Consider the following 19,781-nt stretch of genomic DNA (forward strand, 5'->3'; position numbering starts at 1 on the left):
AATGTACGTCTGCTTTTAAATAGTTAATCATAACTAAAAGTTAAAAAATAACGGACATGTAAGGGTTTAAGGAGGAAAACAACTTAAATTTACTTAAATTTAAGTTTTATCAATAAAATATATCAAAAGCAGCTAAGTTTCAATGTGGTTGTTTTTAGAAATACTTTAGTAATTAAATATAAAATATAATGCCTTATAAAAATTTTGAAGAGTATAATATGCAAGTAACAGATGATGTTAAAGATCGGTATAAAAGTATTATACAAGATTTGGGAGAAAATACAGAGCGAGAAGGACTAGTTAAAACACCAGAACGTGCTGCAAAAGCGATGCAGTTTTTAACACAAGGGTATAATCAAGACCCAGTTGAGATTCTTAAAAGTGCTATGTTTAAAGAATCATATAATGAAATGGTTATTGTGAAAGATATCGAGTTGTATTCGCTTTGCGAACATCATATTTTACCTTTTTTCGGTAAGGTACATATTGCGTATATACCTAATGGTTATATTGTAGGGCTTAGTAAATTACCAAGAATTGTAGATGTATTTGCAAGACGTTTACAAGTGCAAGAACGTTTAACTGAGCAAATTTTAGACTGTATAAATGACACCTTGAGACCACAAGGAGTAGCTGTGGTAATTGAAGCTTCTCATATGTGTATGATGATGCGAGGTGTGCAAAAACAAAATTCCATTACAACAACCTCTGGTTTTAGAGGTCAGTTTGAAAAAATTGAAACGAGAAATGAATTTTTAAAGCTAATAGGGAAGTAGTTTTTGTATGTTTATTGTCTATATAAGTGTATAAAGATTATCTTCTTCAAGGAAATGACAAAAAATTATTGAATGGGTAAATACAAAAAACTAATCTTAGGAATTTTATTTGATGCTTTAGGATTTGTGTCTTTTATAATTCCTGGTATTGGAGAGTTTTCAGATATTGTGTGGGCACCACTTTCAGGGTGGATAATGACAAAATTATATAAAGGCAAATCAGGAAAAATAGCAGGTATTATAAGTTTTGTTGAAGAAGCGCTTCCTGGATTTGACGTGATTCCTACTTTTACTTTGATGTGGATTTATACTTATGTTTTTAATTCTGAAAAGAAAACTAAAAAATAAAAAAAGGAGGTCTTAAATTTAAGACCTCCTTTCCGTTATAATTGATATTTAATTCCAATATTTATATTTCTACCCATATTATTTATACCATCAGGTTTTAAACGCGATAGATGATTTATATAGGTTTTGTCGGTTAAATTAGTTCCCGATACTGTTACTGTTGCTTCCTTTTTAAATATTTTAAAATTCCCACCAAGTCCAGCACTTAATAAGTTATAACCATTAGTTGCTGTTTCAAAAAGACTGGCATTATTTTGTTTAAATGTAGACTTTAGTTTTATAAATGCATAGCCACTATGTATCCAAGATCTTTTAAATTCCACTCTTAAAGTATTGCTTAATGAGTTTGCAGGAATTAACGGTAAATATGTATCGTTGTCTTGTTTGCCTGTTACGGTTTCAAAACTAGATTCAATATGTAACCAATCTATAGGGTGTGGGTGTATATGTAAACCAATTTCTCCTCCATATAAGTTAGCATCATTTTGTAAGTAGTTATAAATAGGATTACCATTAATGGTATTTCCGTTAGGAGATAGGAATATATAGTTATTGATGCTGTTATAAAATCCATTTACATAAAATTCTACATGCTCATTTTTAAATTCTAAAGCTAAATCAGATTGAAAATTTTGTTCGGTATCCAAATCAGGATTTCCAATTTCATATCGGTTTGTGCCTTCATGCGCACCATCAGATGTTAATTCGGCTAAGTTAGGCGCTCTAAATCCCGATGCTAAATTTAACCGCGCAGTTATATTATTAGCAATATTTGTTTTAAAGCCTAAGGCGCCATTAAAACTATTAAAATCCTTATTCAAATTCGTAGCTGTATCAATATTACGATTATCAAAACGAGCACCTAGTTGTACATCTATGTTTTCAAAATGAATATGAGATGTTGCCAAAACACCTATATCGTTTGTTGTAGCATCTGGTATTAACTCTTCTTCTCCGTAATTGGTGTTTGTTTGATTCATACCTTGAACACCAACAATAGTCTCAAACTTTCCTAGTTTTGGTAAGGTGTATTTAACATCGTAATTAGCTGTTTTTAACTTCATGTGAAGTGCGGCTTCCAGATTTTCTTCATCCTCATGTTCTTCATTCTCATGATCTTCATCTTCATGATGATGTTCTTCAAACTCTTTTCTGTCATTATAAATATACCCTAAATTGAAATCTAGTTTAGAGTTATCAAAAAACAGGGTTGATTTTAAACTAAATATATGGTTCGTAATATTTTGATAAGGAAATAATGGCGTTCTATTAGTTGATTGTTCACCAATTTCTTCGGGAATTCCTAATTTAGAATTGTTAACGTTATAACGAAAATCTGTTTTAAAAGTGTTTTTTTGATAGCCAACACCAGCTTTAAAATCTTGTTCTCTAAAACGGGTGTTTGTAACTTTGTAATTTTTAGTTTTATAATCTGAGTGTTCGGCAAGATTTCCTCTAAATAAAAATTTAAAATGATTGTTAGACGATTTAAAACCTGCATTAGTACTATAACCTTGTGTATTGCTAAAATAATTACCGCTAAAATCTCCTGTAGCACTATTATTTTTTGCAAATTTTTCGGGGTTTAAATATAGCACACCTCCAAGAGCGTCGCTACCGTAAAGTAGCGATGCAGGACCTTTAATAACTTCGACACTTTCTACACCGCTGCTGTTAAGTCCTAAACCATGTTCGCCTCCAAATTGCTGGTTTTCTAAACGAACGCCTTGTGTGTATACTAAAACTCTGTTAGAAGATAGGCCTCTTATAACAGGTTTGCCTATACTCAAGCCAGTTGTTACGCTTTCAACTCCTGCAATATTTGTAATACCCTCTGATAAGTTAAGAGCTCCTTTAGCATTTAAATCTTTTACTGAAACCTGCTCAACCTTCATCACATTTTCACTCTGAAGCTTATGAAAAGGCGTCGATATTATAATGCCTTCCATTTCTATAGCAGAAGGTTCTAAACGGATTGAAAGGTTTTCAGAATTCGGGATAGTCACATTTATAGATTTAGTTTTATAACCAATAAATGATACTAGCATATTGTAATTTCCAGACGGTAAATTATCAATTAAAAAATCACCGTTTTCATTTGTTGAGGTACCCTTTTCAAGTCCTGTAAAATAAATGTTTACAAAGGCTAAGCCTTCACCTGTATTAGTATCAATAATGTTTCCTTTTATTGAATTTTGTGCATATAAGTTTGTTATTGCTAGTAGTAGCAATATATTTAATAATCGCATATTTTTTGTTTTGTAATTTAATAATGATTCAAGCTGAATTCCATTTCAGCATATTTTCAGTTTATTAAATTAAGTACGGAGGTCCGCGAAGTGAAGTTTGTAAACGCTGATACTCACTTAAAAATTGGTATTGCGAAGCTATTTTTAGAGGTACTTCTTTAGGAGAAAATAAGCTGAAATTAAAAAAAGTAATCGCATAACTATTACTTAATTTGAATTTGTGTAAATCACAATCAATATTTAATTCATGTAAATGTGTCGATTTTTCACCTAAACAAATATCATGCTCATGATGAGCAAAAATATGTGCAAACTTCAGTACAGTGGGAACTAATAAAATAGCAACCAAGCTTAAGGATACTATTTTGAATACGATATGTTCCTTTAAAGTTTGCATTAATAATTAATCAACAAAGCGTTTTAAACCTATTCTTCTAAGCATTTTCTTTTCAAAATTCCAGAAAAATTTGTGTTGCCCAAATAGCCAACCAAAGCATACAAGCATAATTTGGTACATTATAAATAATAAAATAATGCGGGTAACCCAATAACCAAGCGTAGTAAAACTTTCAGGAGAGATGTTCAAATAATTTAAAATAGGTTTTCCTATATAAGAAGCAGTAGATCCTGTAATAGCAAATACTATAAAAACAATAATGATTTGCCAGTTATGTTCAATGCCCCATCGTGCTTTTAGTTTTTCCACAACATTAATTTTATTGTGCAAAAGTAGCTAAAAGACTTTTAAATTCTAGGAACAAAAGGACCTAATCTTTGCTTGTAGGTTAATTGAAAATAGATAAAGTAATTATAGAGTTTATAATTAACTTCATAACCATAATCAATGCCTTGTTGGTAATCAATTTGCATTTCGTACAAATTAGGGTTGAATCTTTGAGGTTGTAGTACTCTGTTATTCCACTCTAACACATATTGGTAATTTCTGTTTTCTAAAAATTGTTGCGAATAAAAGCCTTCAGGTTTTGCGTTGCTAATTAACCATGAATTAAACCCAGGTTCTATAATGATTATTTGATATTCTAGTTCTTCATTAGCAATGGTAACGGTGTCGTTATTAATTGCAGTAAGCTCTTTTTCTGATTTCTGTTTATTTGAGGTTATAGGTTTTGAAGTGTTGCAACCAATAATAAAACCGCAAATAATTAATATGTATATATAATTTTTCATGTATTTAGATTTATTGTTTTTTTAATTGTAGCATATAACTTTTATTTAATCATTCTTATGTGTAATTAAATTTATAGTTATGGAGGTTTCATTTATAATAATTTTAATTCAAAACTATTTGAAAAGCTATTAATTAAAAAACATAAATGAGTTAACCGTTCTTATCATTGAGTAAACTCCCTTTTTTTTAATCTTTATTCTATTATTAAAAATACAAAAAATCATTGCTTAAATGCTTGTTTTAAAAGTTTTTAACATAAAAAAAGAGCCAAACATTTGTGTTTGACTCTTTTCTTTTTTTATAGGAATTAAGTTTTTATTTTCCTCCAAATAAGCCTCCTAGTAAACCACCCAGTCCACCTTTCTTTTTGTTACCCCCTAAAACCATTCCTGCTACATCATCAATAACGCTACCATCACCATCGGCATCTAGAATAGATTCTAAGAAACTTTGTTCTTGTTGCGGTGAGTTTCCCGTAAGTAAACCGCCTAATAAGCTTTCAATTCCATTAGAACTGCTTACATTTTGTTGTTTTGCTTGTTTTCCTAAAACACCCATTAATATTGGTGCTGCTACTTTAAGAATTTGAGCTACCGAACCAGCATCCATTCCTGCTTTTGCTCCTAGGAAATTTTCAACATGTTGTTGCTTTCCACCTAAAACATGATCTAATATTTTACTTCCATCTTCTAAAACATTAGAGTCTACGCCACCACCAAATAAACCACTAAGGTTGTCTAGAATACCTCCGTCATGTTTGCCGCTAATAGCACCCAATAGTCCTTCTGCGCCTTGTGGTGTAGCTGCATTACGTTTCATAGCTTGCATTAAAACTGGTAATGCCATGGTTAACACATCTTGTGTTTTGTTTTGTGGTTGATTGGTTTGACCAGCTACACCGCTAATAATGGTTTTTCCTAGATCACTGTTTAATAAGTCTAATATTCCTGACATAATTTCTATATATTATTTATTTAAAAATGGGTAATCAATGTACAAAAAAAAGTCCTATACATAATGTATAGGACTCAAATATAACCTTTAGGTCACATTATGTTTTAATTATCCAAGAATACTAATTATTTGAGCTGCTAACTCTGTACCAATTCTATCTTGTGCTTCATTTGTTGCAGCACCAGTATGTGGCGTTAATGATAATGCAGGATTCATTAATAATTGCATTTCTGGTTTTGGTTCTTTTTCAAAAACATCTAAGGCAGCTCTAGCTACTTTACCACTTTCTAAGGCTTTTACTAATGCAACTTCGTTAAGTACACCACCACGTGCTGCATTAGCGATAATAACACCATCTTTCATGATATTAAATTCTGCTTCATCAATAACATATTCTTTTTGTGCAGGAACGTGTAATGTAATAAAATCAGCTTGCTTTAAAACCTCTTCTTTAGAAATCATTTTTATGTCAAAATTCACAGTTTGTCCATCAAAAAAGTCTAACTCCAAATTTACATTTTCTAAAAAAGGATCAAAAGCAACCACTTTCATTCCAGCTCCTAAGGCAACTTTAGCAGTAGCTTGACCAATACGTCCAAACCCTAAAACCCCTAAAGTTTTACCTTTAAGTTCAGTACCTTTTGCATAAGCTTTCTTTAAGCCTTTAAAGTTACTATCACCTTCAAGAGGCATATCTCTATTCGAGTTATGCAAAAAACGAGATAACCCATAAAAATGTCCAAAAACTAATTCTGCAACAGAGTGTGAAGAAGCTGCAGGTGTGTTAATAACACTTAGTCCTTTTTCTCTTGCGTATTCAACATCAATATTATCCATACCTACACCACCACGACCAATGATTTTTAAGTTTGGACAAGCATCAATTAAATCTTTACGAACTGTTGTTGCACTTCGAACTAATAAAACAGCAATATCTTTTTCGTTAATGTAGTTTATTAATTGTTCTTGAGCCACAGTTGTTGTGATAACTTCATAACCACCTTTTTCTAAGGCATCAATACCACTTTGTGAAATACCATCGTTTGCTAATACTTTCATTTATCTAAGTTAAAAGTTAAAAGTTAAAAGTTAAAAGTTCTAAGAATTTTAAATTCAACTTATAATTCAATTTTATTTTATTCATTTGAGTAAGCAACTGCAGGTTGCAAGTGTTTACTACAAACTTGTTTTACGCTTTACTTTCTAATTCGCTCATTACTTCTACAAGTGCTTTTACGCTATCAAGCGGTAATGCATTGTACATAGATGCTCTATAACCACCAACACTTCTGTGTCCGTTAACACCACTAATACCAGCTTCTTTAAGCATAGTGTCAAATGTTTCTTTTAGGTTTTCGTTAACTAAGTTGAAGGTTGCATTCATATTTGAACGATCTTCTTTAGCTGAAAATCCTTTGAATAATGGATTTAAATCAATTTCAGAATACATTAAACGTGCTTTCTTTTCATTTTCTTTTTCAATACCTGCAATTCCACCAAGACCTTTTAACCATTCTAAAGTTAACATAGAGGTGTAAACAGGGAAAACAGGAGGTGTGTTAAACATGCTGCCAGCTCCAATATGTTTTTTGTAATCCATGATAGATGGTATATTCCTAGATACTTTACCAAGAATATCTTCCTTAATTACAACCAGAGTAGTACCTGCTGGTCCCATATTTTTTTGAGCACCTGCATAAATTAAATCGAATTGTGTGAAATCTAACTGACGTGAAAAAATATCGCTACTCATATCACAAACAACAGGAATATCGCATTTAGGAAACGCTTTCATTTGTGTTCCGAAAATAGTATTGTTTGATGTGAGGTGAAAATAATCGTAATCTGAAGGAATATCAAATCCTTTAGGAATATAATTGAAGTTAGCATCTTTAGATGAAGCTACTTCATAAATATCGTCTAAAATTTTAGCTTCGTTTATTGCTTTTTGACTCCAAGCACCTGTATTTAAGTATCCAGCTCTTTTTTCTAAAAGATTCATGGCAACCATTAAAAACTGAGTACTTGCTCCACCTTGTAAAAATAAAGCTTTGTAACCTTTTCCCTCTAAACCAAGAAGCTCTAAAACTAAAGTTCTTGCGTTCTCCATAATATCAACAAAGTCTTTACTTCTGTGTGATATTTCAATTAAAGATAACCCTGAATTATTATAATCAATTACTGCTTCGGAAGCTTTTAATAAAACCTCTTGCGGTAAAATACTTGGTCCTGCACTAAAGTTGTGTTTTTTCATTTTATGTAGTAAAATTTAAAGATGCAAAGTTGCTAATTAATTGGGTATTTTATGTTATAAATTCAATAATTTTTTTGTCAAATTGCTAATAAAAATTCAATAGAATCTACACTATCCGCATAATCCCAAAGTTGAGGTTTTTGTGTAGCACCAAATGCAATTTCATTTTCAGTAAAATCTTTAGAAACGATGCATTGGATTTTATTGTCATCTTCCTCTAGTTTTTTCTTTAATTGCTCAGTGTTTTCATAAAACTCATAAAACAAAGTTGCTATTGGAGATGCGTAACTTTCATCCTCTTTAATCATAAAAAAGCCATTTTCAAGCATGTCAAATTCGCTCATTAAATACACCGCTTTATTGTAATCATAGTTGTTCGCATATTTAGCTTTTTCTACAATAGGGTGCCAATGGTAGATGCCTTCGAAAAAAGCGTCAAATTTATAGTCTTTAGGTACAAATAATTTGGAAACATTTCTGCAACCCAAACCATAATATCTAAAAATATCTTCAGAAAGGTTTTTTAAATCTTCAGCAGTTTCATTACCCGTTAAAACAGCTACAGAATTTCTATTATTTCTAATAATGGAAGGTTTTCCTTTAAAGTAATATTCAAAATAGCGTGCTGTATTATTACTACCTGTAGCTATAACAGCATCAAAGTTTTCAATTTTAGCTTCTGTAAAACTTATTTTTCCTTTAAATTCAGGAGCAACATATTCTAAATATTTAGCTAAATAGGGGAGTAGGTGTTTGTCGTTTGAGGATTGTTTAACCAATACTTTATGACCAGATATTAAAACTGATAAAAAATCATGAAAACCAACTAAAGGAATGTTTCCTGCCATAATAATGGCAACTTGCTTAGGTTCAGAAATGTTGATGCTATAATGTTCTAACCATTTGTTTAGGTTCGCTTGTGTTAACAATTCTGTCCAGCCTTTTATGGCAAACACAATGTTTTCTTTGGTAAACCAGCCATTGTGTTCTTCTGCAAGTTTTAATTGATGTTTAAAACCATCAAAGAATAAGTCATTATGTTCAATATTATCCTTTTTTTGAATAAATTCATTAGAAAATTGCTTTAAAAAATCTCCTAATTTTATAAAAGCGTCAATTTTTTCTTGTAATTGCATGCTTAATTTGGTTATGAATAGTTTTGGCGTTATTTTTGCTTCTGCAAAGTTAGAAAAAGAAAACGCTATGGCAATTATAATAACAGATGAATGTATAAATTGTGGTGCTTGTGAACCTGAGTGCCCAAATACAGCAATATATGAAGGTGCCGATGATTGGCGCTATAAAGATGGAACAAGTTTAGAAGGAACAGTTGTTTTAACCAATGGTAAAGAGGTTGATGCAGATGAAGCTCAAGAACCTATAAGTGACGAGCTTTACTATATTGTACCAGACAAATGTACCGAATGTAAAGGGTTTCATGACGAACCACAATGTGCTGCAGTTTGTCCTGTAGATTGTTGTGTGCCTGATGAAGATGTTGTAGAAACTGATGAAGAGCTTTTAGCTAAACAACGTTTTATGCATCCTGAAGATTAAATAAGAGTAAATTTTAATATATAATAAATCCTGAGCTTTTAGCTTGGGATTTTTTTTATTCTAAATTTAGTGTAACATTTATATAGAATTTTCAACTTATATACTGTAAAAACAATAAATATTAACACATGAAAGAAGATAAGCGCCTAGTCTTAGGAATGAGTATGGGAATTGTTATAGGGACAGCGATAGGAGTTGCAACTAAAAATTTAGGACTGTGGATAGCCATAGGTGTTTCTATTGGTGCTGCATTAGGCTTTACAATAAAAACTAAGAATACTAAAGATGAAGAAGATGAATCTTGAGTTTTAGTTTTAATAAATAAAATTTGCTATTCAGATAGTATTATTCATTTTAATATGAAATAAAAAAAATATAGTTTAGCTAGCCAGTTTGTTAATTTGTATTAAACCAATCAATAAATGAGTAAGAAAATCAAATTTATAATTATAGGAAGTGGTAATATTGCAACTACTTACCTTTCTGCAATAACAAACATTACAAATGCCCAAGTTGTTGGTATTGTATCAAGCAAAACCAACAAACCAGAAACGCTTAGTTCCCTTCCTTTTTTTAAATCACTATCTGATATTAATATAGATTTTGATGCCGTTATTATTTGTACTCCAAACGGGTTGCATCATGTTAGCGCCATTGAGGCAGCGTCTTTAGGTAAGCATGTTTTATGCGAAAAACCAATAGATATTACTTTAAAGTCTATTGATAAGATGATTAATTCCTGCAAAGAAAATAACGTTAAGCTTGCTGTTGCTTATCAAAGGCGTTATAGCTCTGATAACCCAATTGTAAAAAAGTTGATTGATGAAAATAAGTTGGGGAAAATATTTTCGGTTGATTTGTCAATTAAAAATTATCGTGATGATGATTATTATAATTCTTCAGCATATCGAGGGACTTACAATATTGATGGAGGTGGACCATTTATTCAACAAGCATCACACTACATAGATTTATATTATTGGTATTTTGGTAAGCCAGTTAAATTAGTGAGCCAGTTAGGAACTTTTGTTCACGATATCGAAGTAGAAGATCATGGTGCAGCTATTTGTGTACATGATAATGGGATGATAGCAACCATTACAGCATCAACAGCTACGAAACCAGGTTTTCCAGCAAAAATGGAATTATACACCAGTAAAGGTTATCTTATTCTAGAGAACGATGTTATTACACATTGGGATATTGAAGGCGTAGAGAATCCAACAACAGTAAAGTCAACCAAGAACACACATACGGGTGCTGCAACTGCATCTGTAAGCGATACCACAAACCATGAAACTGTTTTAAATAATTTTATAGAGGCTATAAATAACAATGCAGAACTTTTAGTAACAGGAGAATCTGCTAGAAATGCTACAGAAATTATTTTAGATATTTATAAAAACCAATTCTAAGAAATATATTTAATTAAGCATTAAACCTTCTTACAACAGTTAAGTCATACAAGTAAAAAGAAGTAATAATGACAAATAAATATATGCGAATTATTCATCGCTATTTAGGTTTTTTTCTAATTGGAATTATGACCGTTTATGCATTAAGTGGAATTGTTTTAGTTTTTAGAGATACCGAATTTTTCAAAAAAGAAGTTCATGTACAACGACAATTAAAACCTAATATTGAATCTGCAGAATTAGGAAAACAACTCCGTAAAAGAAATTTTAAAATTGTTAAAGAAGAAAATAATGTTTTGTTTTTTGATAACGGGCAATATGATAAATCTACAGGGATTGCTAAATATACAAATAAGGAATTACCTTATGTGCTAAATAAAATGACTAAACTGCATAAGGCGAGTTCAAAGCAACCTTTGTATTGGTTAAATATATTTTTCGGACTGTCCTTATTGTTTTTTGCTATATCCTCTTTTTGGATGTTTTTACCAAAATCTAAAATTTATAAAAAAGGATTATATTTTACTTTTTTCGGAATGATTTTAACCTTTATTTTGCTTTTTGTTTAGGGTGTAATAGATTTAAATACTACTTACATCTTTTGTATTTTTGCCCAAATGAATGAAAAGACAGTATTTCTACTTATAAATGGAGAACCACCAAGCGAGATTCCAGATTTAGCAAATTATAATGTTATTTGCGCAACAGATGGTGCTTACCAGTATTTAGAAAAAAATGATATTATTCCTAATTTTATAAGTGGTGACTTCGATTCGGTAAAAAAACTTCCTAAAAACATTGAAGTTATTCATACGCCTAATCAAGATTTTACCGATTTTGATAAAATTTTACAGATTTTATTTGAAAGAGATTATAAATCAATTCATGTTTTTGGAGCCAGTGGGCAAGAGCAAGACCATTTTTTAGGAAACTTACACTCAGCCGTTCAGTGGAAAAAGAAACTTAATCTTACTTTTTTTGATAATTATGGTTCTTATTTTTTGGCAAATAAAACCACACAATTATCTAGTTGTAAGGGGAAAACAATATCATTAGTGCCTTTTCCAAAAGCTACTGGAATTATTACAGAAGGATTGCAATACCCCTTAAAAAAAGAAACACTTTCTTTTGGGAGTAGAATAGGTACTAGAAATATAGCTATTTTAGATGATGTTGTTATTACTTTTAAAACAGGTGATTTATTCGTTTTTATAAATCATTAATTAATATGATTACAGGGTGTAAAGTTATCGAATCTATTTACTTTAAATAATTGCGGAAATAACTACATTTGCACTCGCAAAATAGCTTACCACTAAGAAGGTAATCTTTTTAAGTAAAAAATAGAATTAAAAGGTTTCCGTCCCGATAGTTATCAGGATCACGGAATAAATAAAATATAATTTTCAATGAAAGCAGGCATCGTAGGATTACCAAATGTAGGGAAATCAACTTTATTTAATTGTTTATCTAATGCAAAAGCACAAAGTGCAAATTTTCCATTTTGTACAATAGAACCAAATATAGGTGTGGTAAATGTGCCAGATCCACGTTTAGAAAAACTTGAAGAATTAGTAAATCCAGTACGTGTGCAACCAGCAACGGTAGAAATAGTTGATATTGCTGGATTGGTAAAAGGAGCAAGTAAAGGCGAAGGTTTAGGAAATCAGTTTTTAGCAAATATTAGAGAAACCGATGCTATTTTGCATGTGTTGCGTTGTTTTGATAATGATAATATTGTGCATGTTGATGGTAATGTAAATCCAATTCGCGATAAGGAAACTATCGATATGGAATTGCAACTTAAAGATTTGGAAACCGTTGATAAAAAACTTGACAAAGTAAAACGTGCCGCTAAAACAGGTAATAAAGAAGCTCAAAAAGAAGAAGCAGTTTTATTAAAAATAAAGGCAGGATTAGAAGCAGGAGTTTCTGTAAGAGCTTTAGAGTTTAGTGAAGAAGATGATATCGATTTTGTTAAGCCATCACAGTTTATTACAGATAAACCTGTTATGTATGTTTGTAATGTAGATGAAGGATCTGCAGTTTCAGGAAATTCGTATGTAGATTTAGTAAAAGAAGCTGTTAAAGACGAAAGTGCTGAGGTTTTAGTTTTAGCGGTTGGTACAGAAGCTGATATTAATGAATTAGACGATTACGAGGAGCGTCAAATGTTTTTGCAAGATATAGGATTAGATGAAGCTGGTTCTGCTAAATTAATTCGTTCTGCTTATAAGCTTTTAAATCAACAAACATATTTTACTGCTGGTGTAAAAGAAGTTCGTGCTTGGACAATTGATATTGGAGCTACAGCACCTCAAGCAGCTGGGGTTATTCATACCGATTTTGAAAAAGGGTTTATACGTGCTGAAGTAATTGGATACGACGATTTTGCAAGCTACGGTAGTGAAGCAAAAGTTAAAGAAGCTGGAAAAATGCGTGTAGAAGGTAAAAATTATATCGTTAAAGATGGTGATGTAATGCATTTTCTGTTTAACGTGTAATAATATTTATATTAAATAACGTTCTTTATTGGTAAGAAATAGATTATGTTTGTATTAATTTTTATATAAAAAGTATACAAATGCCTACAATCGAAATAAAAACGGAAATACATTCTGATAAAAAAAAGTGTTTTGATTTAGCTAGAAATATTGAGCTTCACCAAGAGTCATTAAAGTTTTCTGGAGAGAAGGCTATAGCTGGAAAAACAAAAGGGTTGATAGAACATGGTGAATGGGTGAGTTGGGAAGCAAAACATCTTGGTTTTGTACAACACCTAACCTCCAAAATAACCGAATTTGAAGCCCCAAATTATTTTGTAGATGAAATGGTTTTAGGAGCCTTTAAATCATTTCGACATGAACATCATTTTGAAGAAACGAATGCTGGAACTCAAATGACAGATGTTTTTTATTTTGAATCCCCTCTAGGGATTTTAGGCAAAATTGCAAATACGCTTTTTTTAAAGCGGTATATGACAAGCCTTTTAAAAACTAGAAACAAATTCTTAAAAGAAAAAGCCGAAGCTTTAAAACAATAAATGCTTTGCAAATTTAATTCGTTTATTAAATAGTATCTAACGTAATGTTTTTAAGTGTTTAGGTGTTTTTATTAGTTGAACATCGTAATTCTCATATGATTTTTAAGATCAGTAAATAATACAAGTCTAAATTCGTGCTATGCAAACAAAAAGAAGCTTTTGGTATGGTATAGCAATAGGTGTTTTAGGAATTGTTCTTTTTTCCTCAAAAGCCGTTATGGTAAAATTAGCTTATAATTACAAGGTAGATGCCATTAGTATATTATTACTTCGTATGTTATTTTCATTTCCGTTTTATGTGGTTATAGCTTATGTATACGGTAAGAAACACAGTAATCATGTAGTAGAGAGAAAAGATTATGTTTGGATTGTCTTTTTTGGTTTTGTTGGTTATTATTTAGCTAGTTATTTCGATTTTGTTGGACTTACTTATATCAAAGCAAGTTTAGAACGAATCATTTTGTTTATATATCCTACTATTGTCATTCTTTTAAATAAGCTCTTTTTAAAACAGCCCATAAATAAAATTCAATTAGGAGCAATTGGATTAACCTATTTAGGAATTATTATAGCTTTTTGGGATGAAGTCGTTATATCTGGAACAGATACTTATTTGGGTGGTTTCTTTATTTTATTAAGTGCCATAACATATGCGTCTTACTTAGTTGGTACTGGTTGGTTAATTCCAAAATTTGGAGTCATGAAATTTACAGCCTATGCTATGCTTGTTTCATGTGTATGTGTTTTTATTCATTATGGAATTATATATAAAACAAATTTATTTAGTTTTACTTGGGAAGTCTATGTTTTAGGGATTTTAATTGCTGTTTTTGCAACAGTTATACCATCGTTTTTAGTGTCTGCTTCTATAAAAATGATTAGTTCTTCAAATTTTGCTATTGTTGCTGGTATTGGGCCTATTTCAACTATTATTTTGGCTGCTGTTTTTTTAAATGAAAAACTAACCTTATTACAGTTGTTTGGAGCGTTAATAGTTATTATTGGTATATTATTTGTCTCAATAAAAAAAAGTAAAGCATAATATTAAGGTTCTCAACAAAAACCAATCTATATTGTTAATTACTTTGTGTAAAGGTTATTTCTTTTTTTATGAGGTTGTATTATATTAGCAACCAATCACGAAATTTTACTCAACATCTACTATGGCTGAACAATCTAATTACACTGAAGATAATATACGTTCACTTGACTGGAAAGAACATATTCGTATGCGTCCAGGAATGTATATTGGTAAGCTTGGTGATGGATCGTCTCCTGATGATGGTATTTATATACTTTTAAAAGAAGTCCTAGACAATTCTATTGATGAGTATGTTATGGGAGCTGGAAAAACCATAGAGATTTCTATTCAAGGCACTAAGGTTACGGTTCGCGATTATGGTCGTGGTATTCCCTTAGGGAAAGTAGTAGATGTGGTGTCTAAAATGAACACCGGTGGGAAGTACGATTCCAAAGCTTTTAAAAAATCGGTTGGATTAAATGGTGTGGGTACAAAGGCAGTAAATGCTTTGTCGTCTTTTTTTAGAGTAGAATCTACTCGTGATAATAAAAGTGCTTCCGCAGAATTTGAGCAGGGTAACTTAGTTAATCAAGATTTATTAGATGAAACGTCGCGCCGAAAAGGAACAAAAGTATCTTTTATTCCGGATGAATTAATCTTTAAAAATTATAAATTCAGAAGTGAGTATATTGTTAAAATGCTTAAAAACTATGTGTACTTAAACCCTGGTTTAACGATTGTTTTTAATGGCGAAAAGTATTTTAGTGAAAACGGATTAAAAGATTTGTTGAATGAGAAAATTGCAGAATCCGATTTATTATACCCAATAATTCATCTCAGAGGTGAAGATATTGAAGTTGCCTTAACACACAGCAAAACACAATATAGCGAAGAGTATAATAGTTTTGTAAACGGACAAAACACCACGCAAGGTGGAACACATTTAAATGCGTTTAGAGAAGCATTAGTAAAAACTATTCGTGAATTTTATGGTAAAAATTACGACGCATCAGATATTAGAAAATCTATTGTAAGTGCCATTGCTATAAAAGTTATGGAACCCGTTTTTGAAAGTCAGACAAAAACGAAGTTAGGCTCTACCGATATGGGAGGCGACTTACCTACTGTTAGAACTTATATTAGTGATTTTCTAAAAACATATTTAGATAACTATTTACATAAAAACCCAGAAACTTCAGAAAAATTACAACGTAAAATTTTGCAGGCCGAACGGGAGCGTAAAGAATTATCGGGTATTCGGAAGCTAGCCAAAGATCGCGCTAAAAAGGCGAGTCTTCATAATAAAAAATTACGTGATTGTCGAGTTCATTTTGGTGATACAAAAAACGAAAGAAACTTAGAAACGACCTTGTTTATTACAGAGGGAGATTCGGCTTCTGGAAGTATCACAAAATCACGCGATGTCAATACGCAAGCAGTTTTTAGTTTAAAAGGAAAACCTTTAAACTGTTATGGTTTAAGTAAGAAAATTGTTTACGAAAATGAAGAGTTTAATTTGTTGCAGGCTGCATTAAATATAGAAGAGACTTTAGAAGATTTAAGATATAATAATGTTGTGATAGCTACCGATGCCGATGTAGATGGTATGCATATTAGGTTGTTATTAATTACGTTTTTTCTTCAGTTTTTTCCTGAAGTTATAAAAAATGGACATCTATATATTTTACAAACCCCTTTATTTAGAGTTCGTAATAAAAAGGAAACTATCTATTGTTATTCTGAAGATGAACGTAGAAATGCTATTGAAAAATTAAAGCCAAAGCCAGAAATAACTCGATTTAAAGGACTTGGTGAAATTTCGCCAGACGAGTTTAAACATTTTATTGGAGATGATATACGATTAGATCCTATTATGCTAGATGATAATATGTCTATTGAAGATTTATTAGCATTTTACATGGGTAAAAACACACCAACAAGACAAGAGTTTATTATTGATAATTTGAAGGTGGAATTAGATATTGTAGAATAAATTAATGCCTTAATTTATTTATATTCAAAAAAAAATAGCAAAAAAAAGGTTAAAAAAATAGTTAAAATAATAATTAAAAAAATCTTTAAGTTTAAATTTGTACTAAATAAAAGAGATTCTTAAATTTAGGAATAGAAACAGTAAAATTTTACAAATTTAAACTACAATAAGATGTTGTATAATAAGAAAACCGAAAAGCCTAAAAGACGGTCGTATGAATATTTACATATTCATACAAGCAGCGAACAAGTGCATAGATTACACAAAGAAGGTAGAGTTATGCTCAACGGAACCCCAAAAAAGAAAAAATAATTAATGATTGAAGACAGCGACGATTTAATTAACGAACAAGACGAACCTCAAGAAACCATAACCCGTATTACGGGAATGTATAAAGATTGGTTTTTAGATTATGCCTCTTACGTTATTTTAGAAAGAGCTGTCCCAGCCATTGAGGACGGATTTAAGCCAGTACAGCGCCGTATCATGCATTCTATGAAAGATTTGGATGATGGGCGCTACAATAAAGTAGCTAATATTGTTGGTCATACTATGCAATATCACCCGCACGGTGATGCCAGTATTGCAGATGCCATGGTGCAAATAGGTCAAAAAGATTTATTAATAGATACTCAAGGTAACTGGGGAAATATTTTAACAGGCGATCGCGCTGCTGCTTCGCGTTATATTGAAGCCCGTATTTCTAAGTTTGGATTAGATGTTGTTTTCAATCCTAAAATAACGGAATGGCAAGCCAGTTATGATGGCAGAAGAAAAGAACCTGTAAATTTACCTGTTATGTTTCCTTTGCTTTTAGCACAAGGAGGAGAAGGTATAGCAGTAGGGTTGTCTACCAAAATATTACCACACAATTTTATAGAACTTATTGATGCTTCTATTAAGCATTTACAAGGGAAACGTTTTACTATTTTACCTGATTTCCCGACAGCAGGTATAGCCGATTTTTCTAATTATAATGACGGTTTACGTGGTGGTAAAGTGCGTGTTCGTGCTAAAATTTCACAATTAGACAAAAATACCTTAGTTATTACTGAAATTCCTTTTGGAACGACGACTTCTACTTTGATAGATTCTATTTTAAAGGCGAATGACAAAGGAAAAATTAAGGTTAAAAAGATAGAGGATAATACCGCTGCCGAAGTTGAAATATTGGTGCATTTACCGTCTGGGTTATCACCAGATAAAACTATTGATGCCTTATTTGCTTTTACAAGTTGTGAGTCTTCAATTTCGCCTTTAGGATGTGTTATTGAAGATAATAAACCGCTGTTTGTTGGTGTCACAGAAATGTTAAGACGCTCAACCGATAATACTGTTCAGCTTTTAAAACAAGAATTAGAAATAAAATTAGGGGAGTTTGAAGAACAATGGCATTTTGCTTCTTTAGAGCGTATTTTTATTGAAAATAGAATTTATCGTGATATTGAAGAAGAAGAAACTTGGGAAGGTGTTATTCGTGCCATAGACAAAGGACTTCAGCCACATATAAAACATTTAAAACGCGCCATTACAGAAGATGATATTGTGCGTTTAACAGAAATTCGTATTAAACGTATTTCCAAATTTGATATTGATAAAGCACAACAGAAAATAGATGCTTTAGAAGCACAAATAGCCGAAATTAAAAACTATTTAGCTAATTTAATAGACTATGCTATAGCTTATTTTACAAGGCTTAAAAAAGAATACGGAGCGGGAAGAGAACGTAAAACAGAGATTAGAACCTTTGATGATGTTGATGCGACTAAAGTGGTTATAAGAAACACAAAACTTTATGTGAATAGAGAAGAGGGCTTTATTGGCACCTCTTTACGTCGTGATGAGTATGTCTGTGATTGTAGTGATATTGACGACATTATAGTATTTACCAAGCAGGGACAAATGATGGTTACCAAAGTAGATTCTAAAACCTTTATTGGTAAAGATATTATACATGTTGAAGTATTTAAAAAGAAAGATAAGCGTACTATTTATAATATGATTTATCGTGATGGAACTAAAGGACCATCTTATATAAAACGTTTTGCAGTAACCAGTATTACACGTGATAGAGAATATGATTTAACTAACGGAAATAAAAACTCTACAGTATTATATTTTTCAGCTAACCCTAATGGTGAAGCAGAAGTTGTTACTATTTTATTACGACAAGCGGGAAGTATTAAGAAACTAAAATGGGATATTGATTTTGCCGATATTTTAATAAAAGGGCGTGTATCAAAAGGAAATTTAGTTACTAAATATTCTATTAAGCGTATAGAGCTTAAAGAAAAAGGTGTATCTACTTTAAAACCACGGAAAATATGGTTTGATGACACTGTACAAAGACTTAATGTAGATGGCAGAGGAGAGTTAATTGGAGAATTTAGAGGAGAAGATAAACTGCTTATTATTAATCAGTCAGGAATTGTAAAAACAGTAACACCAGAGGTTACCATGCACTTTGATAATGATATGATTGTCATGGAAAAATGGGTACCTAAAAAACCAATATCTGCGGTTTATTTTAATGGTGAAAAAGACTTGTATTATGTAAAACGGTTTTTAATTGAAAATGAAGGTAGAGAAGAGTCTTTTATCTCGGAGCATCCTAATTCACAATTAGAAATTATTTCAACAGATTGGAAGCCTATGGCAGAAATTGTTTTTGCTAAAGAACGTGGAAAAGAAAGAAAAGATAACTTAGAGATTAATTTAGAAGAATTTATTTCAATAAAAGGTATTAGTGCTTTAGGAAATCAATTAACTAGAGAAAAAGTAAATCAAATAAATTTATTAGATCCTATTCCTTTCGAAGCACCAGAGGAAGTACATGCCGACGACTTAGAAGTTGTTGATGAAACTGAGGTTTCAACTGAAATTGAGCAAGATTCTAATACTGAAAATTCAAAAGTGAATGGAGAGTCTAAAGCCGATTTAGATATTGATGAAGAAGGACAAATTACCTTGTTTTAATCAGTT

The 19,781-nt window shown here is 31.2% G+C and carries 20 protein-coding genes; 12 read left to right on the plus strand and 8 right to left on the minus strand.

From position 1 onward, the window contains the following. The first annotated feature begins 188 nt into the window (after positions 1-188). Both folE and RHP49_12530 read left to right on the plus strand, forming a co-directional pair. Entirely contained in the window at positions 189-776 is a 588-nt protein-coding gene (gene folE / locus RHP49_12525) for a GTP cyclohydrolase I FolE (protein WNH11723.1), read from the plus strand. 72 nt (positions 777-848) lie between these two features. Next, positions 849-1,124, plus strand: coding sequence for a hypothetical protein (locus RHP49_12530; GenBank protein WNH11724.1), 276 nt, complete (start codon positions 849-851; stop codon positions 1,122-1,124). Between the two features lie 35 nt (positions 1,125-1,159). On the opposite strand, the gene RHP49_12535 is transcribed toward RHP49_12530, so the two are convergent. The 8 genes from RHP49_12535 to RHP49_12570 form a co-directional block, all read right to left on the minus strand. Further along, positions 1,160-3,373: a TonB-dependent receptor gene (locus RHP49_12535; GenBank protein ID WNH11725.1), complete on the minus strand. Its 2,214-nt coding sequence runs from the start codon at positions 3,371-3,373 to the stop codon at positions 1,160-1,162. A 64-nt stretch (positions 3,374-3,437) separates the two neighbouring features. Next, on the minus strand, positions 3,438-3,770 hold the full coding sequence (locus tag RHP49_12540) for a hypothetical protein (protein ID WNH11726.1): 333 nt from the start codon (positions 3,768-3,770) through the stop codon (positions 3,438-3,440). Between the two features lie 6 nt (positions 3,771-3,776). Next, positions 3,777-4,079, minus strand: a complete 303-nt coding sequence (locus RHP49_12545) for a diacylglyceryl transferase (GenBank protein ID WNH11727.1) — start codon at positions 4,077-4,079, stop codon at positions 3,777-3,779. A 38-nt stretch (positions 4,080-4,117) separates the two neighbouring features. After that, positions 4,118-4,561 (minus strand): DUF6146 family protein, encoded by a 444-nt coding sequence (locus tag RHP49_12550; protein ID WNH11728.1) that lies wholly within the window; start codon positions 4,559-4,561, stop codon positions 4,118-4,120. A 316-nt stretch (positions 4,562-4,877) separates the two neighbouring features. Then, positions 4,878-5,516 (minus strand): DUF937 domain-containing protein, encoded by a 639-nt coding sequence (locus tag RHP49_12555; GenBank protein ID WNH11729.1) that lies wholly within the window; start codon positions 5,514-5,516, stop codon positions 4,878-4,880. A gap of 108 nt (positions 5,517-5,624) precedes the next feature. Next, positions 5,625-6,575 carry a D-2-hydroxyacid dehydrogenase gene (locus RHP49_12560; GenBank protein WNH11730.1) on the minus strand — a complete coding sequence of 317 codons (951 nt, stop codon included), beginning with the start codon at positions 6,573-6,575 and terminating at the stop codon, positions 5,625-5,627. Positions 6,576-6,705: 130 nt separating this feature from the next. Beyond that, the gene (gene serC / locus RHP49_12565; GenBank protein ID WNH11731.1) at positions 6,706-7,770 is read right to left on the minus strand and encodes a 3-phosphoserine/phosphohydroxythreonine transaminase; all 1,065 of its coding nucleotides are present in this window, start codon (positions 7,768-7,770) and stop codon (positions 6,706-6,708) included. Between the two features lie 77 nt (positions 7,771-7,847). Continuing rightward, positions 7,848-8,906, minus strand: a complete 1,059-nt coding sequence (locus RHP49_12570; GenBank protein ID WNH11732.1) for an acyl-CoA reductase — start codon at positions 8,904-8,906, stop codon at positions 7,848-7,850. Between the two features lie 67 nt (positions 8,907-8,973). Here RHP49_12570 and RHP49_12575 point away from each other — a divergent pair, with 67 nt between their 5' ends. The 10 genes from RHP49_12575 to RHP49_12620 all read left to right on the plus strand — a co-directional run bounded on the left by RHP49_12575 (position 8,974) and on the right by RHP49_12620 (position 19,775). Then, positions 8,974-9,327, plus strand: coding sequence for a 4Fe-4S dicluster domain-containing protein (locus tag RHP49_12575; protein WNH14420.1), 354 nt, complete (start codon positions 8,974-8,976; stop codon positions 9,325-9,327). 128 nt (positions 9,328-9,455) lie between these two features. After that, positions 9,456-9,632 carry a hypothetical protein gene (locus RHP49_12580; protein WNH11733.1) on the plus strand — a complete coding sequence of 59 codons (177 nt, stop codon included), beginning with the start codon at positions 9,456-9,458 and terminating at the stop codon, positions 9,630-9,632. Between the two features lie 117 nt (positions 9,633-9,749). Continuing rightward, on the plus strand, positions 9,750-10,742 hold the full coding sequence (locus tag RHP49_12585) for a Gfo/Idh/MocA family oxidoreductase (protein ID WNH11734.1): 993 nt from the start codon (positions 9,750-9,752) through the stop codon (positions 10,740-10,742). Between the two features lie 68 nt (positions 10,743-10,810). Beyond that, positions 10,811-11,311 carry a hypothetical protein gene (locus RHP49_12590; GenBank protein ID WNH11735.1) on the plus strand — a complete coding sequence of 167 codons (501 nt, stop codon included), beginning with the start codon at positions 10,811-10,813 and terminating at the stop codon, positions 11,309-11,311. A gap of 48 nt (positions 11,312-11,359) precedes the next feature. Then, complete coding sequence (locus RHP49_12595; GenBank protein ID WNH11736.1) at positions 11,360-11,965, plus strand: thiamine diphosphokinase; 606 nt, start codon at positions 11,360-11,362, stop codon at positions 11,963-11,965. 186 nt (positions 11,966-12,151) lie between these two features. Next, positions 12,152-13,246 (plus strand): redox-regulated ATPase YchF, encoded by a 1,095-nt coding sequence (gene ychF, locus RHP49_12600; GenBank protein ID WNH11737.1) that lies wholly within the window; start codon positions 12,152-12,154, stop codon positions 13,244-13,246. Between the two features lie 80 nt (positions 13,247-13,326). Beyond that, positions 13,327-13,785, plus strand: coding sequence for an SRPBCC family protein (locus tag RHP49_12605; protein WNH11738.1), 459 nt, complete (start codon positions 13,327-13,329; stop codon positions 13,783-13,785). 139 nt (positions 13,786-13,924) lie between these two features. Beyond that, a complete protein-coding gene (locus RHP49_12610; protein WNH11739.1) occupies positions 13,925-14,827 on the plus strand; it encodes a DMT family transporter in 903 nt (300 codons plus the stop codon). 121 nt (positions 14,828-14,948) lie between these two features. Beyond that, complete coding sequence (locus RHP49_12615) at positions 14,949-16,799, plus strand: DNA topoisomerase IV subunit B (GenBank protein WNH11740.1); 1,851 nt, start codon at positions 14,949-14,951, stop codon at positions 16,797-16,799. 315 nt (positions 16,800-17,114) lie between these two features. After that, entirely contained in the window at positions 17,115-19,775 is a 2,661-nt protein-coding gene (locus RHP49_12620) for a DNA gyrase/topoisomerase IV subunit A (GenBank protein WNH11741.1), read from the plus strand. Positions 19,776-19,781: the final 6 nt, after the last annotated feature.

The organism is Flavobacteriaceae bacterium HL-DH10 (genome assembly GCA_031826515.1).
In the GTDB taxonomy this organism is placed as follows: Bacteria; Bacteroidota; Bacteroidia; order Flavobacteriales; family Flavobacteriaceae; genus Thalassobellus; species Thalassobellus suaedae.

Excerpts from the sequence above, each read along its gene's own strand:
- folE (WNH11723.1), top strand. The coding sequence starts at position 189 with ATGCCTTATAAAAATTTTGAAGAGTATAATATGCAAGTAACAGATGAT.
- RHP49_12530 (WNH11724.1), top strand. The coding sequence starts at position 849 with ATGGGTAAATACAAAAAACTAATCTTAGGAATTTTATTTGATGCTTTA.
- RHP49_12535 (WNH11725.1), bottom strand. The coding sequence starts at position 3,373 with ATGCGATTATTAAATATATTGCTACTACTAGCAATAACAAACTTATAT.
- RHP49_12540 (WNH11726.1), bottom strand. The coding sequence starts at position 3,770 with ATGCAAACTTTAAAGGAACATATCGTATTCAAAATAGTATCCTTAAGC.
- RHP49_12550 (WNH11728.1), bottom strand. The coding sequence starts at position 4,561 with ATGAAAAATTATATATACATATTAATTATTTGCGGTTTTATTATTGGT.
- RHP49_12555 (WNH11729.1), bottom strand. The coding sequence starts at position 5,516 with ATGTCAGGAATATTAGACTTATTAAACAGTGATCTAGGAAAAACCATT.
- RHP49_12560 (WNH11730.1), bottom strand. The coding sequence starts at position 6,575 with ATGAAAGTATTAGCAAACGATGGTATTTCACAAAGTGGTATTGATGCC.
- serC (WNH11731.1), bottom strand. The coding sequence starts at position 7,770 with ATGAAAAAACACAACTTTAGTGCAGGACCAAGTATTTTACCGCAAGAG.
- RHP49_12570 (WNH11732.1), bottom strand. The coding sequence starts at position 8,906 with ATGCAATTACAAGAAAAAATTGACGCTTTTATAAAATTAGGAGATTTT.
- RHP49_12575 (WNH14420.1), top strand. The coding sequence starts at position 8,974 with ATGGCAATTATAATAACAGATGAATGTATAAATTGTGGTGCTTGTGAA.
- RHP49_12580 (WNH11733.1), top strand. The coding sequence starts at position 9,456 with ATGAAAGAAGATAAGCGCCTAGTCTTAGGAATGAGTATGGGAATTGTT.
- RHP49_12585 (WNH11734.1), top strand. The coding sequence starts at position 9,750 with ATGAGTAAGAAAATCAAATTTATAATTATAGGAAGTGGTAATATTGCA.
- RHP49_12590 (WNH11735.1), top strand. The coding sequence starts at position 10,811 with ATGACAAATAAATATATGCGAATTATTCATCGCTATTTAGGTTTTTTT.
- RHP49_12595 (WNH11736.1), top strand. The coding sequence starts at position 11,360 with ATGAATGAAAAGACAGTATTTCTACTTATAAATGGAGAACCACCAAGC.
- ychF (WNH11737.1), top strand. The coding sequence starts at position 12,152 with ATGAAAGCAGGCATCGTAGGATTACCAAATGTAGGGAAATCAACTTTA.
- RHP49_12605 (WNH11738.1), top strand. The coding sequence starts at position 13,327 with ATGCCTACAATCGAAATAAAAACGGAAATACATTCTGATAAAAAAAAG.
- RHP49_12610 (WNH11739.1), top strand. The coding sequence starts at position 13,925 with ATGCAAACAAAAAGAAGCTTTTGGTATGGTATAGCAATAGGTGTTTTA.
- RHP49_12615 (WNH11740.1), top strand. The coding sequence starts at position 14,949 with ATGGCTGAACAATCTAATTACACTGAAGATAATATACGTTCACTTGAC.
- RHP49_12620 (WNH11741.1), top strand. The coding sequence starts at position 17,115 with ATGATTGAAGACAGCGACGATTTAATTAACGAACAAGACGAACCTCAA.